This is a genomic window from Phascolarctobacterium sp., assembly GCF_045124115.1.
Classification (GTDB): Bacteria; Bacillota; Negativicutes; order Acidaminococcales; family Acidaminococcaceae; genus Phascolarctobacterium_A.
In genome coordinates, this window is the sequence record NZ_JBGVLF010000031.1 from 49,210 (window position 1) to 63,162 (window position 13,953).

A 13,953-nucleotide genomic window follows, 5' to 3' on the forward strand; every position below is an offset into this window, starting at 1 on the left:
CAAATTTTGTTTCCAAACTTCATAGCTTGGCGACGAATGTAATTATACTATACTGGGTAGTAGATGTCAACACCTTTTTTGAAAAAACTTTAGATTTTTTTCAAATTATTTGGAAGCGATGGTTTCGATCTCTACACGAGCGCCTTTCGGCAGTGCTGCAACCTGTACAAAGGAGCGTGCAGGAGGTTCGGTTTTGAAGTATTTACCATATACGCCGTTAATCGCAGCAAAATCGTTGATGTCGGTCGCATAGATAGTAGTCTTGCAAACATTGCGGAAGCCATAGCCTGCTTCCTCCAGAATTGCTTCAATGTTAGCCATTACTTGTTCGGTCTCCGCTTCAATGGAGGATTGCACCATTTCACCGGTTTCGCGGTTAATAGCGATTTGTCCGGAAATGCACAGAGTAAAACCGATTTGTACTGCTTGGGAATAGGGACCCAATGCTTCGGGAGCTTTGTCACTGCAAATAATTTTCATGATTATCTCTCCTTTGTAATTTATTGTGCGGACTTGGCAAAATATGCTTTTGCCCAAGCCACTGCCGTAGGACATGCGGCCATACCGCCGCCTGCGGTTTCTTTCAAAGCGCAAGGCAAACTATCGCCTACGCTCTTCATAGCGTCAATAGCTTCATCAGCGGAAATAAAGCTGCCAATACCTGCCAGCGCCAATTCCGCTGCCAGCAGCGCCTGCAATGCGCATGCGCCGTTGCGTTTAATGCAGGGCACTTCTACAAGCCCCGCCACAGGGTCGCAAACAAGCCCCAGCACGTTTTTAAAGACAATGGCTACCGCAGTACCCACTTGGGCAGGCGTGCCTCCCAGCATAGCTACAGCTGCGCCTGCTGCCATAGCGGCAGCACTGCCGCATTCGGCTTGGCAGCCACCTGTTGCACCTGCCAGAGACGCACGTTGACCGATGACCATACCGATGCTGCCTGCAACCACTAGGCCGCGAGCCAAAGTTTCATCGCTTAAATTACAGTGTTTCTTCAAAGAGAAGAAGACACCGGGCAGCACGCCGCTAGCACCTGCTGTAGGCGCTGCCACGATTCTGCCCATAGCAGCGTTGCATTCGCCCACTGCTGTAGCATAAATAACAGCATCCAAAGCTTTATCGCCTAACAGGCCGGCAAACTTGCCACCGCCTGCAGCTTCCGTCAAGCGTTTAGCGTCACCGCCGGTCAGACCGCTGTGGGAACGGACACCTGTAAGACCATGCTCTACAGATTTCTCCATTACCTGCAACATTTCCTGCATCTTCGCCAATAAATCTTCTTGGCTGCATTCCATTTCCCTCATATTATAATCCAGCAGGAATTCATCCATGGATTGCTGCCAACGGGTAGCCTCCTCTATCCAGCTGTTCAATGAAAGCATTTCTTTCTTCATGGGATGCTCCTTATAACACACTGGCGATAAAGCGAACAGATTCAATCTGCTGCAAAGCGCCAATCAAATTTAAAATCTCTTGGGGTACTGCCTCGTCACATTCAATAACCATGGAAGCCATGCCGCCCTTATTGCTGCGGAACAGACGCATGGTGGCAATATTCACCCCTGCGTTAGCCAAAGTACCTGTAACAAGGGCAATAACGCCTCTGGTATCCGTATGCACGGTTAAAATAGCCGGCAGACGACCTGTCAGCTCCACAGGGAAGCCATCAATTTCCGTTACTTTGACTTGGCCGCCGCCAATGGAGGAACCAACAATTTCGCAGTAAGCGCCGTTTTCGCCGGTCAATTTGAACAGCACCGTGTTGGGATGCGCAGCGTTACCCAAATCAACCTTGTGGAAAGCATACTGCAAGCCTGCTTCCCCAGCGTGGTCCATAGCTTCCGGAATACGCTCGTCATCCGGCAACCAGCCCATCAACCCTGCTAAAAGCGCCATGTCCGTACCGTGACCTTGGTAGGTTTCGGCAAAGGAGCCATGCAGGTAGATATCTGCATGGACGGGACGGCTGCCTAAAATGCTGGCAGCTAAAAGCCCCAAACGGGCAGCACCTGCTGTATGGGAGCTGGAAGGCCCAATCATTACAGGGCCGATTACATCAATAAGGTTCATAAAAGGACCTCCTTATTCATCACTTGCCAAACTACGGTGAGCAAGCCCCACGCACATTTCGTTAAGGTTCAGTACGCCTACGCCCATATAAATAGCGACGCATAAATGCTCGCCACAGCGGGCAATGCCGATCTTGCCGCCTACATTAAAGCCTACAGCCTTGTTTTTCACTTGCTCTAAAGCTTCGTGGGCAGCACCTGCCACAGCGCCTGCACCTACATGGGTTTCCGTCACCAAATGTTGGCGTTGGGCTGCAACTACAGCCCTTTCAATAATTTTTACTATGGAAGGAATAAATTCGCCGCCAAAATCAACAGCGGTAGATTTTATTCCCTGTGATGCCAACTGCTCCTTCATACGGTTTTCCTCACAGCGGTTAGCAGTAAGGGCGATATGCAGAGCAGCACGGCCTACTTCAATACTACTACAGCCTTTGCCGGAGTTTTCGTACATAATTTATTCCTCGCTTGCAACTTCTACTTCCTTAATCTTGTTCTTGTCAATAACGGAAACAAGCAGGAAGGTAATAATGCAGATTACCCATTCAAAATATACAACTTCTTTGAAAATCGGTTTGATGCAGCCTAAAACGTTACCGGGCATGAACCACAGCACAATGCCTACGATACCAACCAAAGTGGTCCAGAAAGCGCTGCTGCGACGGCACAGACCGGGAGCATAAACGGTGAAGAAGAAAATACAGGTCAAAGCAGTGGTCATGGACAGGCCGGTAATCATGGTCTTCAAAATACCAACTGCATTAAATGCCAGCCACAAAGTTACCAAGCCAATAGCAAAGATAATTACGCGGTTAACTTTAACGAATTTTTCATCGGAGATTTGGGGATCAACAAAGCGTTTGTAAATATCTTGGGAGAACAAAGTGCCTGCGCCCAGCAAAATGGTGCAAGCGGTGGAAACGTCTGCAGCCCACAGTGCTGCCAAAGTTGCACCGGAGGCAATGGGGTTCAAGCTCATAACTACTTTAGGCATAGCCAGAGCAGCTTTTTCTACAGGGATTTCCGGGAACATAACCTTAGCCACCAAGCCCAAAATAGCGCACAGGAAGCCAATAGGGAAAATCAAAAGACCGCCCAGCAAAAAGCCGTTACGGGCAGATTTTTCGCTGCTGGCACCGCAAGCGATGGGTACAGGACCGGAAGTAATAGCTTGAGTAATCATAACTACGAACCAGCTAACGATAACAACAATGGGAATACCGCCCAAAGGATTAATCATAGTTTCTGCATTGGGCAGATTAGCCTCTAAAGCAGCAAAGCCGCCAATGTTACCAACAGCTTCTACGCAGGAGTAGATGATGCCCAAGTAAATCAGCACTACGCTGACGATGTTTGCCAAACCGCTGGACCACAGACCGCCAATTAAGGTAATACCGATGAACACAGCAGCGCTCATAAGCATACCGCCTTGGAAGGAGAAAATATTGGGCAACAGGGAAGACAGAATCGCACCACCTGCCAAATATTGCAAGGAAGTGATAACGCTGAGGATGATGATCAAGCCTACAGCGCTGATTACACGACCTTTAGTATCATAATATTTTTCAAAGAATTCCGGAATAGTGGAAACCTTCATCTTGCGCAGCTTGCCTGCAGCAAAAAGGCCCATAACTACAGAGCCTGCAGCCCAAGCAGCGTTGTACCAGCCTGCAGCCATACCGATGGAGAAAGCGCGTTCCGCTACACCTACGGTAGAAGCAGCGCCTACAGCAAGACCGGTGATGTTTACAGCGATGAGCAAAGTGCCCAGCTTACGACCTGCCAGCAGGTACTCGGTGGAACCCTTGTCGGCACGGCGCTTAACCCAGAAGCTGATGCCGAAGAGCAACAAAATGTAAAGACAGACGATAACTAATTGGATGGACATAAAAAATACACTACCTTTCTTCCATGCTACAAAATGCACGTACAATATGCCGCAGAAACTCTACACGTCCTACTTGTTCCTACAGCCCCTACTACCATACTACGACACGGTAATAAATTACCTTTTATTATAGCAAGATTTGCTCTCAAAAGGAAGAACTTTTAAACAAAATTTACTTTTTATCCATCTGCCACGTACACGGAAATTTTTTCTACGTTTTACATAGTAAAAAAGGATTTTTTCTCTTTGTGTCGAAATTCTTACTGTATATTGTCAGACTGTCTCAAATTGAACAATCCACTGGAGGTTAAAAATATGTATAGCTACACACCTGTGGGAGTTTGCTCCCGTAAAATAAATTTTGATATTGTTGACGGCAAACTGCACAACGTAGAATTCATTGGCGGCTGCCCAGGCAACCTGCTCGCCATCGGCAAACTGGTAGAAGGCAAGGATGCCCGCGAAGTTGCCGAAATTTTGGCAGGCAACGACTGCCGCGGCCGCGGCACCAGCTGTGCAGACCAACTGTCTAAAGCTATTTTAGAAAGATTATAAATATTAGAAAACGTGGGAGTCTCTGACGAAGTGAGTTCGAAGAGATGACCATAGAGAGGAGGGAGCGCCATGTACAAAATTGTAAAAAGCACGGACCAAGGCTTGGATGAGCTGGAGCTGGACCGTTTGGAAAAAGGCTATTGGCTGGACGTAGTGGCCCCCTCTGAAGAGGAGCTGCAGGAAATCGCCGACGCAACCCATATCCAAATGGACTTTTTAAGCGCCGCACTGGACGAAGAAGAAAAATCCCGTATCGAAGTGGAAGATGACCAAATCTTGATTTTGGTGGACATTCCTTTCCTACGCAGTAATAAGGATTACGACACTTTGCCTTTGGGCATCGTCATTACAGCGGACGGCATTGCTACCATCTGCTTGGAACCTAACGGCGTTACTGCTGACTTCGGCACCCACAACAGCCGCATGTTCAGCACCTTCAAGAAAACCCGTTTCCTGTTCCAAATCCTGTATAAATCTGCCACCCTCTATTTGAAATATATCCGTATCATCATCCGCAGAACTGACGAATTGGAAATCCACCTGCGTCAGTCCATGGAAAACAACGAGCTGTTCAACCTGCTGGATCTGCAGAAGTCCTTGACCTACTTCTCCACCTCTCTGCGTAGCAACTCCATCGTTATGGAGCGCTTGCTCCGCCTGCGCAGCGCCACTGCCTCCCAACATTTAATCAAAGTGTACGAGGAAGACGAAGATTTACTGGAAGACGTTATCATCGAATACAAGCAGGCGGTAGAAATGGTTGAGATGTACAGCCACATTCTTAACAGCATGATGGAAGTATTCGCCAGCATCATCAGTAACAACTTGAACCTTGTCATGAAGTTCTTGGCGTCCGTCACCATTTTGCTGGCAATCCCTACGTTAATCAGCGGCCTGTGGGGCATGAACGTTGCCGTTCCCTTTGCAGACAGCCCCTACGGTTTCGCCTTTGTTGTCGCCATCGCCTTCACCGTTGCCATCGGCAGTGCTTGGCTCCTGTGGAAGCGGCGCATGTTCTAAAGTAGATTAAAGGAGCATTATGTCCAAAGTTATTGCAGAAAAACTGTCCGCCGGTTATATTTTCGGCGACGCAGATAATGAAGAGTATATTTATCTCCCCGGTGGCGAAGTTGGCGTGGATAATCCCCTCTGCGTGCTGGAGCGTCAAGGCAGCAAAGAAGACCTGCCCTTGGAGGAAGCATCCGACATGGTACAGCACCTGAGCCTACGCCCCTGCAGCCATCCCCTATTAGGAAAACGCTCTTTTTAAAGGAGAGGATTATATGTATATCGAAAAATTACATAAGCTGTGGCTCTGTCAAAACGCCAACGGCGGCATTTATCTGACACCGAAAATGGCAAACCGCCACGGCCTGATTGCCGGTGCTACCGGCACCGGTAAAACCGTAACCTTGAAGGTTATGGCAGAAGGCTTTAGCGAAATGGGCGTGCCTGTTTTCTTGGCCGATATTAAAGGCGACGTTTCCGGCATGTGCTTGCCCGGCGAAGACAGCGAAGGCTTCCAAAAGCGCATTAAGAATAAACTGGGTTTGGAAATGGATTGGAAGTTCCAAGGCTATCCCCTGCGCTTTTGGGATGTGTATGGCAAAATGGGTCTGCCCGTGCGCACCACCATCTCCGAAATGGGTCCGGAACTGCTCAGCCGTTTGTTAGAATTAAACGACACCCAATCCGGTGTTATGAACATCGTCTTCCGCGTAGCTGACGAACAAGGCCTGCTGCTCCTTGATTTAAAGGATTTGCGCAGCATGGTGCAATACGTTGGCGATAATGCGGCAGATATTAAATTGAAATACGGTAACGTTTCTTCCCAAAGCTTAGGCGCTATCCAACGTGCATTGCTGCGTTTGGAGGACCAAGGCGGCAACATCTTCTTTGGCGAACCTGCTTTGGATATTAAAGACTGGTTTGCTACTGAAGACGGCAAAGGCGTTATCAACCTGCTCCACTGCACAGAGCTCTTCCAAAATCCCTTGCTCTACTCCACCTTCCTGCTGTGGATGCTTTCCGAACTGTACGAAATGATGCCGGAAGCAGGCGATTTAGAAAAGCCCAAGATGGTCTTCTTCTTTGACGAAGCCCACTTAATCTTTAAGGATGCACCTCGCTCCCTATTGGACAAGGTAGAGCAAATCGTCCGCCTTATCCGTTCTAAAGGTATTGGCATTTACTTCATCACCCAACAGCCTGCGGATATCCCCGACAGTGTTTTAGCGCAGTTGGGCAATAAGTTGCAGCACGCACTGCGCGCCTATACGCCTAAAGAGCGCAAAGGCTTAAAGGCAGCAGCCCAAGCCTTCCGCCCCAACCCCGAACTGAACGCAGAAACTGCTTTAGGCGAACTGGGTACGGGCGAAGTCCTCGTTTCTCTGCTGGATGCAGAAGGCGTGCCCACCATGGTACAGCGTGCTTACGTTATGCCTCCCAGAAGCTATTTGGGCACCTGCAGCGACGAAATGCGCCAAAAGGCTATAAAGAATGATGCTCTCTATAGCAAATATGCAGAGGCCATCGACCGCGAATCCGCCTACGAAGTACTGATGAAACGTGCTGAACAAGCGGAAGCAGAAACTCAAGAGTGCGACGAAGACGCAGACGAAGAAACTACCAGCCTGCGTGAGGAAGTACGCCGCAACGCTCCTCGCAGCACCAGTGGGCGCAGTACCACTGCCAAAACTTCTGCCCGCAGAACCTCCAGCCGTGCGCCTAAAGAAGCGCCCAGCGTACTGGAGAAAGTTGCTACCAGCGCCCTGCAAACCTTTGGTAGATCCATAGCTACCGGTTTAGCACGCGGCCTCCTTGGCAGCTTACTGAAAAAGAAATAATATAGTAAAACAGGCTCCGTCCCCAAGCGAGGACGGAGCCTTTAAATTTAGCAATTTTTAGTTAGCTAAGAAATTCTTAGATTTGACCTAAGGATTTCAGGATGCCTTGAGCGATGATTGCGCTAGCGATGTAGGTGCCAACGAATACTACGATGGCCAGCACGCAGATGCGCCAACCGGATTTAGCGAAAGCATCCAAATCTTTACCAATCGCAACGCCTGCATAAGCCAGAATCGGAGTACACAGAGCAACGAAGCCTACATTCTTAACATAAGCATTGATAATATCCGCACCGGGAACACCGGGAACAGTCAGAATGCAGCCAATGGTTACAACGTAAGCAGCAGCCGGAATGCCACCTGGCAGATACTTGGACATCATCATGCCTACAAAGGCAATAGCGCCCAAAATCAACAAACCGGGGATGGATTGAATTATATTGGCTTTAGTACCCAACACATTGGAGAACAGGCTCATGAAGGATACGATTGCTAAAACAATAAGAGTATCTTTAACTTTCATTATGCTTCCTCTCCTTTCTTGGGTTCTTCAGGTTCAACACCATATTTAAGCTTATAGAATTTTTTGTACAGCCATTCGGTCATGGGCAAGCCCAGCCATACGGACATATACAGACCGTCCAAGCCGGACAGCATATTGGAAGCAGCACCGAAAGCAGCCAATTGGTCAGCCATATCAGGATACATAGCAACCAAAGAACCAACTGCAGCAGTCATCATGCTGGCAGAACCTACGCCTGCAGCCATAGCCAATGCATAAGGATGGATGGGCAGAGTAGAAGCAGCAACGCTGGCCATAATGCCGAAGAAGATGGTGCCGAATACGGTACCTGCAATGTAAACGCCCATAACGCCGCGACCTTCGCTGGAGTCCAGACCATATTTTTCACCGATCAGAGCAACGTTAGGTTCACGAGCTACAGAGTGAGCAGCACCGATGGTTTCGCGTTTGAGTCCCAGATAAACTGCAACAGGAACGCCCAGAAGTACAGTACCCAGATTACCAAACTCTTGCAGGATCAATGCCGGGGAAGCAGCCAGAATCTTGGGCAGAGTAGGACCTACCAAAGTGCCATAACGAGCCATAAGCAGCATCAATGTTACACCAATCAAGCTGCTTGCGTCAACCATTTCCTTTTGACCGGACAGGTTAAGGAATTTGGGAGTAGTCAAAATACCCAACAGCAGAGCAAAAAGCATGGGCAGCAGCACAATGCGACCAATGCCAATAGTAATTGTGTGAGTGCCGATTAGCTCTGCAACGATAATCAGCGCCAGAATAATGGCATGTAATTTGATATTTTTCATTACAAACCCCTCCTAAAAAAATTCTATTTTCATAAAGGCCGTAAACAAAGCAACCACTTTGTTAGCAGTCTTAACCAAAATAGCTTTCCATTTTGGCAACGTACTCCTCTTTAGTCAGAATCGGAGTAAAGTCAGCCAAAATACCTTTTGCCTCTTGCGCATCATCTGCCAGCAGGTCAACCAGCATCATGGCAAAAGCTTTGGCAGGCAGCAGCACTGCCGCATCAAAATCCACTACATGGAAGCCACCGGTGTGCAGCAAGCCGTCGGTACCGCCAATAAAGGGATGGATAACAGGCATCAGATGGGAAACATCGCCCATGTCGGTAGAAGCACTGAAATGGCCTGCATCCTTAATATCCACATCAGGATTTACCTTACGGGAGTTTGCTACCATCAATTCATTCATGCGACGGTTGCAGTTCAAAGGCATCATGCCGGGCAGAGTGGTAATAATGGTTTCTGCACCAATAGCGTCACCGCCAGCCTTGAGTGCTGCGTCCACGCGTTTATGGGTATTATCAATAGCGTTCATGGTTTTCGCGCGCACATACAGTTCCATGCGTACGTCCGCAGGCACGCTGTTAACAAAGTCGCCACCCTTAGTAATGATGGGATGTACACGGACAACGTCCTGCTCGCGGAAGGTTTCACGGAGAGCGTTGATACCCATAAGTCCCAACATAGCAGCATTCAAAGCATTGATGCCTTCATGGGGAGCATCGGCAGCATGGGCAGTTTTGCCAACATATTGCACAGTCTTGCCCACGAAACCATTGCTGCTGTCGCCGATGGAAACGGTGGGACGAGGCATATTCTTATCTGCATGCATCTGCATTGCCATGTCGATATCGTCGAAAGCGCCTTCGTAAATCAATTGACCTTTACCGCTGAGGAAGTGCAGCTTGCCTGCTTGCACCAATTTTTTGCGGTATTCGATTTCAATGTATTCTTCCGCAGGCACGCCGAAGAAGACAACGTCACCGCACAATTCGCTAAGCACACCGGACTTCATAATACCGCAGGCAGCACCCAGCATAGTGGCGATTTGCAGGTTATGACCGCAAGCATGAGCAGCACCGGTCAAAGGATCTGCCTTAGCGCTTTCAGGACAGCCCACTGCGTCCAATTCGCCTAAAACTGCGGCGGTGGGACCGGGTTTGCCGCCATGGGCACGGCCCTTGACGCCATTGATTGCCAATCCGGTTTGGGTTTCCAAGCCTAATTCACGCATAAATTCCGCAACTTTAGCAGAAGTTTTTACCTCCTTAAAGCCCAGTTCCGGTTCGCTTTCAATGCTGCCGGCAATGGCTTTTATCTTATCAGCGGACGCATCAATTGCTGCGCACACCTTTTGCTTCAATAATTCTTTATCCATTAGTAAGCCTCCATGATGTTTGTATACAAAAGACAAACATCGAAAAATTTAAGTATTTTGTTTATATTATAGCACTTATTGTGCAATTGTCAAACACAAGCAGGTACACAGAACCCTTTCCATCGCAAATTTTACATTTTTTTATTTACCCATTGCCTCTGCTATGATATGATATAAGATACGAATAGTGTAAATTTACTCCATTGTAAATACGAGGTAATAGATCATGAGCAGAGTTTTAACTACCGCCGAAGCGATTCAGGAAGCGCGCCGCTGCCTTAACTGCACCCGCCCCCTGTGCCGCACAGGCTGTCCCATTGAAAACAATATTCCCGGGTTCATCCGTGCCCTCAGCGAAGGTAATATCGGCATGGCCTACGAAATCATCTCCGAACGCAGCAATCTGCCTGCTATCTGCGGCAGGGTATGCCCCCACGAACGCCAATGCGAGGCTCACTGCGTTTTGGCGAAGAAACACAGCGGTATTGAAATCGGCAGCTTGGAAATGTTCATCGCCGATTTCGCCCATAAGAATGATTTGAAACCCACCTCTCCCTCCAGCAAAAAACGTGGTAAGGTTGCCGTTATCGGCAGCGGTCCTGCAGGCTTGACTGTAGCAGGCGACTTGGCAAAAATGGACTTCGATGTTACTATTTTCGAAGCTCAAGGCGAACCTGGCGGCGTGCTGCTTTTCGGCATTCCGGAATTCCGCCTGCAGAAAGACGTAGTGCGTCGTGAAATCGACGAACTGCTGACCATCGGCGTAGAAATCAAAACCAACCAATTGGCAGGCGTAGACTTTACTGTGGACGACCTGTTCAGCCAAGGCTATGACGCTATCTTTATGGGTACAGGCACTTCCCTGCCCCGTATTCTCGACCTGCCCGGCAAAGAGTTAAGCGGCATCTTGACCGCAACCTACTTTCTGCGCATGGTTGTACTTGCCAACGAAGGTAAACTGGACGCTAGTGAAACGCTGCTCCACACCGGTGACAACGTTATCGTCGTTGGTGCAGGCAACGTAGCTATGGACGCAGCCCGTACTGCGGTACGCCGTGGTGCGAAAAATGTTACCATCGTCTACCACAAAACCGATGCCGAAGTTAGCGCCTTCCCCTCTGAATACGAAGCAGCAGTGGCAGAAGGCGTACAGTTCAAATTCTTGAAACAGCCTATTGCTTATTTTAATAAGAAACAAATGCGTGCAGTCAACAACATCCGCCGTCAGGCTACCCCTGCGGACGAAACGAAGTTGGCAGGTCTTTTAGTGCAAAACATTGTAAAAACCGCTGATGGCAAATTCGTTGCTGAAGGTGGTCAGGAAGTTATCCCCTGCGATTGCGTAATCTTGGCGGTGGGACAAAAGCCTGCAGCCCGCATTGTCAGCACCACTAAAGGCATCCAAGTGGACGAGCGCGGTTTTGTCATTACCCGCGACCGCCCCTACGGCATGACTACCCGTGCCGGCGTCTTCAGCAGCGGTGATGTGGTACACGGTCCTGCAACTGTAGTTTTGGCTATGAAGGAATCCAAAAAAGTTGCTGCAGGCATCGCCCAATACATCGACGCTAAAAAGCTTTTGGAAGACTGCAATCTGGAGTAAAAGAGAATAAAAAAGCTAAACGCACCCTGGCTACTTCCCAACTTACGGAAGCACGCAGGGTGCGTTGTTGTATTTTTAAGCACAAATTTTACAGCTAATATATTAGCTTTTTCTTGCTAAAATTGGTATTTTAAGCTAAAATATTAGCTATGAACAACTTTGATTTTCTTTTTCAAAACACGTCCCCGGTGGATATAAATAATGGTATCGCCCAAAGAATACGTACCATCCGCAAGCGCCGTAAAATAACGCAGAAAAAACTAAGCGAGTTGTCAGGAGTAAGCTTAGGTTCTGTGAAACGCTTCGAGACAAGTGGCGAAATTTCTTTGCTATCCTTAACCAAAATCGCGATTGCACTAGATATTGAAAAAGAGCTATGCACTCTTTTCAGCGACGTTCCCTATTTGTCCCTTAAGGAGATAGAAAATGAACAAAAACAAAAAGCTTAATGTAATGTACAAGGGCCGCATAGTTGGCTCTATGTGCCTAGTAAAGAATTATCTTTGCGCATTTGAATATAGCGACGAATGGCTTACCAATGGTTTTTCTATCAGCCCTTATTCCCTGCCTTTGCGTAAGCAAGTTTTTATACCGAAGCTAGATCCATTAGATGGCCTCTTCGGTGTTTTTGCCGACAGCCTTCCTGATGGCTGGGGTAGACTGTTGGTTGATAGGGTGTTATTGAAAAATGGAGTCAATCCACGCACAATCGCTAATTTAGACCGTTTGGCTATCGTCGGCAACAGTGGCATGGGTGCCCTGACCTACGAACCGGAAGTCAATTTGCCAAGCACACAACCAAGCTTAGATTTAGATAAACTTGCGCAAGAATGTAGCAAAATTCTGCAATCAGAATCCACAGATGATTTGGATACGCTATTCTACCTTGGTGGCTCTTCCGGTGGTGCACGTCCTAAAATTCTCACTTCCATAAACGATGAAGAATGGATTATCAAGTTTCCCGCTAGCAGTGATGATAAAAACATCGGCAAACAGGAATATGACTATTCCCAATGTGCTAAAGCTTGCGGTATTGAGATGAGCGAAACACGCCTTTTCCCTTCACAAATTTGCAGTGGTTATTTCGGTACCAAACGCTTTGACCGCATAAAAACTGTACGCGGTACAGAGCGAGTTCACATGATTACCGCTAGCGGTCTTTTAGAAACGTCCCATAGAATCCCCAATCTTGATTACGACATTCTCATGAAGCTAACTTTGAATCTGACAAAAAGTTTTAGCGAAGTTGAAAAACTCTACCGCTTGATGTGCTTTAACGTCTACGCTCACAACAGAGATGATCATTCCAAAAATTTTACCTTCGTATATAACGACGAAGAATCTCGATGGCAACTATCTCCTGCCTACGACTTAACCTATAGCTATTCCATAGGCGGAGAGCACGCTACCACAATACATGGTAACGGTACAAATCCTAGCTTAGATGATTTGCTAGCTGTAGCTAAAAACATTGGCATGGAGGAATCCCCCGCACTCCGCATTGCTAAAACAACAGAAGAATACGTGCATGAATACTTAAAAGAATATCTCTAAACGCCAAACGCACCCTGGCGTACTTCCCAACTTACTGAAGCACGCAGGGTGCGTTGTTGTTCTTTTTCTCCCTTCATTTCTTTCTCTTCTCAAAATCTTCCTCGTTGCGTTCTTTCCAATCCGCACTTAAAGGTTTCGCCATACACATACTGGTTACTGCCTCGCCCACAGCAGCATAACAAGTGCTGATACCGATATCGTCATTGATGAAGTTAATAGTGCGATCCTCCCTAATACCAAAGCGTCCTGCCTCTGCAGCTGCATCAATATTAGCACCCAGGAAGATAAATTCCCAACCGTATTTTTCCTGCTGGCGGGCAATCATCTTCTTAATCTTTTCATAATTATAGCGATGGCTAGCGTTCTCCAAACCATCCGTAGTGATAACCACCAAAGTTTTCTCCGGCACATCTTCCTTGCGCGCGTATTTATGTACGTTGCCCATGTGATGAATAGCATCACCTATGGCGTCCAACAAAGCCGTGCATCCGTAAGGCTCGTAATCATTTTCCGTCAAAGGCTCTACTTTTTCCAACTGCACACGGTCATGAATAACCTTGCTGTGTTGATTGAAAAGCACTGTAGAAACGTAGACATTGCCACCTTCTTTTTTCTGCTTGTCAAGCATGGAGTTAAACCCACCAATCGTATCTTTTTCCAAACCATACATAGAACCACTGCGGTCCAAAATAAAAATCAATTCTGTAGTCATAAGAAAAACCTCCTTCGTT

The 13,953-nt window shown here is 47.7% G+C and carries 16 protein-coding genes; 7 read left to right on the plus strand and 9 right to left on the minus strand.

Translation table 11 applies throughout. The features are described 5' to 3' along the window. Window positions 1-105: 105 nt before the first annotated feature. From ACJMM4_RS04565 to ACJMM4_RS04585, 5 genes are read right to left on the minus strand one after another with little or no spacing between them, the layout of a single operon-like run. Window positions 106-480 (minus strand): RidA family protein, encoded by a 375-nt coding sequence (locus ACJMM4_RS04565; RefSeq protein WP_405381096.1) that lies wholly within the window; start codon window positions 478-480, stop codon window positions 106-108. 20 nt (window positions 481-500) lie between these two features. Continuing rightward, window positions 501-1,394 (minus strand): L-serine ammonia-lyase, iron-sulfur-dependent, subunit alpha, encoded by an 894-nt coding sequence (gene sdaAA / locus ACJMM4_RS04570; protein WP_405383286.1) that lies wholly within the window; start codon window positions 1,392-1,394, stop codon window positions 501-503. A gap of 10 nt (window positions 1,395-1,404) precedes the next feature. Then, window positions 1,405-2,070 (minus strand): L-serine ammonia-lyase, iron-sulfur-dependent subunit beta, encoded by a 666-nt coding sequence (gene sdaAB, locus ACJMM4_RS04575; protein ID WP_405383290.1) that lies wholly within the window; start codon window positions 2,068-2,070, stop codon window positions 1,405-1,407. Between the two features lie 12 nt (window positions 2,071-2,082). Further along, entirely contained in the window at window positions 2,083-2,523 is a 441-nt protein-coding gene (locus ACJMM4_RS04580; protein ID WP_405383292.1) for a HutP family protein, read from the minus strand. A gap of 3 nt (window positions 2,524-2,526) precedes the next feature. After that, entirely contained in the window at window positions 2,527-3,957 is a 1,431-nt protein-coding gene (locus ACJMM4_RS04585) for a sodium:solute symporter family protein (protein ID WP_405383294.1), read from the minus strand. A gap of 315 nt (window positions 3,958-4,272) precedes the next feature. Between ACJMM4_RS04585 and ACJMM4_RS04590 the strand changes: the two genes are divergently transcribed. The 4 genes from ACJMM4_RS04590 (at window position 4,273) to ACJMM4_RS04605 (ending at window position 7,358) form a co-directional block, all read left to right on the plus strand. Next, window positions 4,273-4,512 carry a TIGR03905 family TSCPD domain-containing protein gene (locus ACJMM4_RS04590; protein WP_405383296.1) on the plus strand — a complete coding sequence of 80 codons (240 nt, stop codon included), beginning with the start codon at window positions 4,273-4,275 and terminating at the stop codon, window positions 4,510-4,512. A gap of 69 nt (window positions 4,513-4,581) precedes the next feature. After that, window positions 4,582-5,532, plus strand: coding sequence for a magnesium transporter CorA family protein (locus ACJMM4_RS04595; RefSeq protein ID WP_405381620.1), 951 nt, complete (start codon window positions 4,582-4,584; stop codon window positions 5,530-5,532). Window positions 5,533-5,551: 19 nt separating this feature from the next. Beyond that, entirely contained in the window at window positions 5,552-5,782 is a 231-nt protein-coding gene (locus tag ACJMM4_RS04600; protein ID WP_405381622.1) for a hypothetical protein, read from the plus strand. Between the two features lie 13 nt (window positions 5,783-5,795). Continuing rightward, the gene (locus ACJMM4_RS04605; RefSeq protein WP_405381624.1) at window positions 5,796-7,358 is read left to right on the plus strand and encodes a helicase HerA-like domain-containing protein; all 1,563 of its coding nucleotides are present in this window, start codon (window positions 5,796-5,798) and stop codon (window positions 7,356-7,358) included. Between the two features lie 76 nt (window positions 7,359-7,434). Here ACJMM4_RS04605 and ACJMM4_RS04610 read toward each other — a convergent pair whose 3' ends face one another. From ACJMM4_RS04610 to ACJMM4_RS04620, 3 genes are all read right to left on the minus strand, one after another. Next, a complete protein-coding gene (locus ACJMM4_RS04610; protein WP_405381626.1) occupies window positions 7,435-7,881 on the minus strand; it encodes a DUF340 domain-containing protein in 447 nt (148 codons plus the stop codon). Next, complete coding sequence (locus ACJMM4_RS04615; RefSeq protein WP_405381628.1) at window positions 7,881-8,687, minus strand: DUF3100 domain-containing protein; 807 nt, start codon at window positions 8,685-8,687, stop codon at window positions 7,881-7,883. The genes ACJMM4_RS04610 and ACJMM4_RS04615 overlap by 1 nt, the downstream gene beginning before the upstream one ends. Window positions 8,688-8,757: 70 nt before the next feature. Beyond that, on the minus strand, window positions 8,758-10,065 hold the full coding sequence (locus tag ACJMM4_RS04620; protein ID WP_405381630.1) for an amidohydrolase: 1,308 nt from the start codon (window positions 10,063-10,065) through the stop codon (window positions 8,758-8,760). A gap of 226 nt (window positions 10,066-10,291) precedes the next feature. Here ACJMM4_RS04620 and ACJMM4_RS04625 point away from each other — a divergent pair, with 226 nt between their 5' ends. The 3 genes from ACJMM4_RS04625 to ACJMM4_RS04635 all read left to right on the plus strand — a co-directional run bounded on the left by ACJMM4_RS04625 (window position 10,292) and on the right by ACJMM4_RS04635 (window position 13,222). Next, window positions 10,292-11,668 (plus strand): NAD(P)-dependent oxidoreductase, encoded by a 1,377-nt coding sequence (locus ACJMM4_RS04625; RefSeq protein ID WP_405381632.1) that lies wholly within the window; start codon window positions 10,292-10,294, stop codon window positions 11,666-11,668. 149 nt (window positions 11,669-11,817) lie between these two features. Continuing rightward, entirely contained in the window at window positions 11,818-12,117 is a 300-nt protein-coding gene (locus tag ACJMM4_RS04630) for a helix-turn-helix domain-containing protein (protein ID WP_405381634.1), read from the plus strand. Then, window positions 12,095-13,222, plus strand: coding sequence for a type II toxin-antitoxin system HipA family toxin (locus tag ACJMM4_RS04635; RefSeq protein ID WP_405383298.1), 1,128 nt, complete (start codon window positions 12,095-12,097; stop codon window positions 13,220-13,222). Before ACJMM4_RS04630 ends, ACJMM4_RS04635 begins: the two co-directional genes overlap by 23 nt. A gap of 73 nt (window positions 13,223-13,295) precedes the next feature. Here ACJMM4_RS04635 and ACJMM4_RS04640 read toward each other — a convergent pair whose 3' ends face one another. Next, on the minus strand, window positions 13,296-13,934 hold the full coding sequence (locus tag ACJMM4_RS04640) for a vWA domain-containing protein (RefSeq protein WP_405381638.1): 639 nt from the start codon (window positions 13,932-13,934) through the stop codon (window positions 13,296-13,298). Between the last annotated feature and the right edge of the window lie 19 nt (window positions 13,935-13,953).

Bases quoted from the DNA above. Each gene is read 5' to 3' on its own strand.
- ACJMM4_RS04605 (WP_405381624.1), top strand. From the start codon at position 5,796: ATGTATATCGAAAAATTACATAAGCTGTGGCTCTGTCAAAACGCCAAC.
- ACJMM4_RS04580 (WP_405383292.1), bottom strand. From the start codon at position 2,523: ATGTACGAAAACTCCGGCAAAGGCTGTAGTAGTATTGAAGTAGGCCGT.
- ACJMM4_RS04595 (WP_405381620.1), top strand. From the start codon at position 4,582: ATGTACAAAATTGTAAAAAGCACGGACCAAGGCTTGGATGAGCTGGAG.
- sdaAA (WP_405383286.1), bottom strand. From the start codon at position 1,394: ATGAAGAAAGAAATGCTTTCATTGAACAGCTGGATAGAGGAGGCTACC.
- ACJMM4_RS04640 (WP_405381638.1), bottom strand. From the start codon at position 13,934: ATGACTACAGAATTGATTTTTATTTTGGACCGCAGTGGTTCTATGTAT.
- ACJMM4_RS04585 (WP_405383294.1), bottom strand. From the start codon at position 3,957: ATGTCCATCCAATTAGTTATCGTCTGTCTTTACATTTTGTTGCTCTTC.
- ACJMM4_RS04625 (WP_405381632.1), top strand. From the start codon at position 10,292: ATGAGCAGAGTTTTAACTACCGCCGAAGCGATTCAGGAAGCGCGCCGC.
- ACJMM4_RS04620 (WP_405381630.1), bottom strand. From the start codon at position 10,065: ATGGATAAAGAATTATTGAAGCAAAAGGTGTGCGCAGCAATTGATGCG.
- ACJMM4_RS04615 (WP_405381628.1), bottom strand. From the start codon at position 8,687: ATGAAAAATATCAAATTACATGCCATTATTCTGGCGCTGATTATCGTT.
- ACJMM4_RS04600 (WP_405381622.1), top strand. From the start codon at position 5,552: ATGTCCAAAGTTATTGCAGAAAAACTGTCCGCCGGTTATATTTTCGGC.
- sdaAB (WP_405383290.1), bottom strand. From the start codon at position 2,070: ATGAACCTTATTGATGTAATCGGCCCTGTAATGATTGGGCCTTCCAGC.
- ACJMM4_RS04565 (WP_405381096.1), bottom strand. From the start codon at position 480: ATGAAAATTATTTGCAGTGACAAAGCTCCCGAAGCATTGGGTCCCTAT.
- ACJMM4_RS04610 (WP_405381626.1), bottom strand. From the start codon at position 7,881: ATGAAAGTTAAAGATACTCTTATTGTTTTAGCAATCGTATCCTTCATG.
- ACJMM4_RS04590 (WP_405383296.1), top strand. From the start codon at position 4,273: ATGTATAGCTACACACCTGTGGGAGTTTGCTCCCGTAAAATAAATTTT.
- ACJMM4_RS04630 (WP_405381634.1), top strand. From the start codon at position 11,818: ATGAACAACTTTGATTTTCTTTTTCAAAACACGTCCCCGGTGGATATA.
- ACJMM4_RS04635 (WP_405383298.1), top strand. From the start codon at position 12,095: ATGAACAAAAACAAAAAGCTTAATGTAATGTACAAGGGCCGCATAGTT.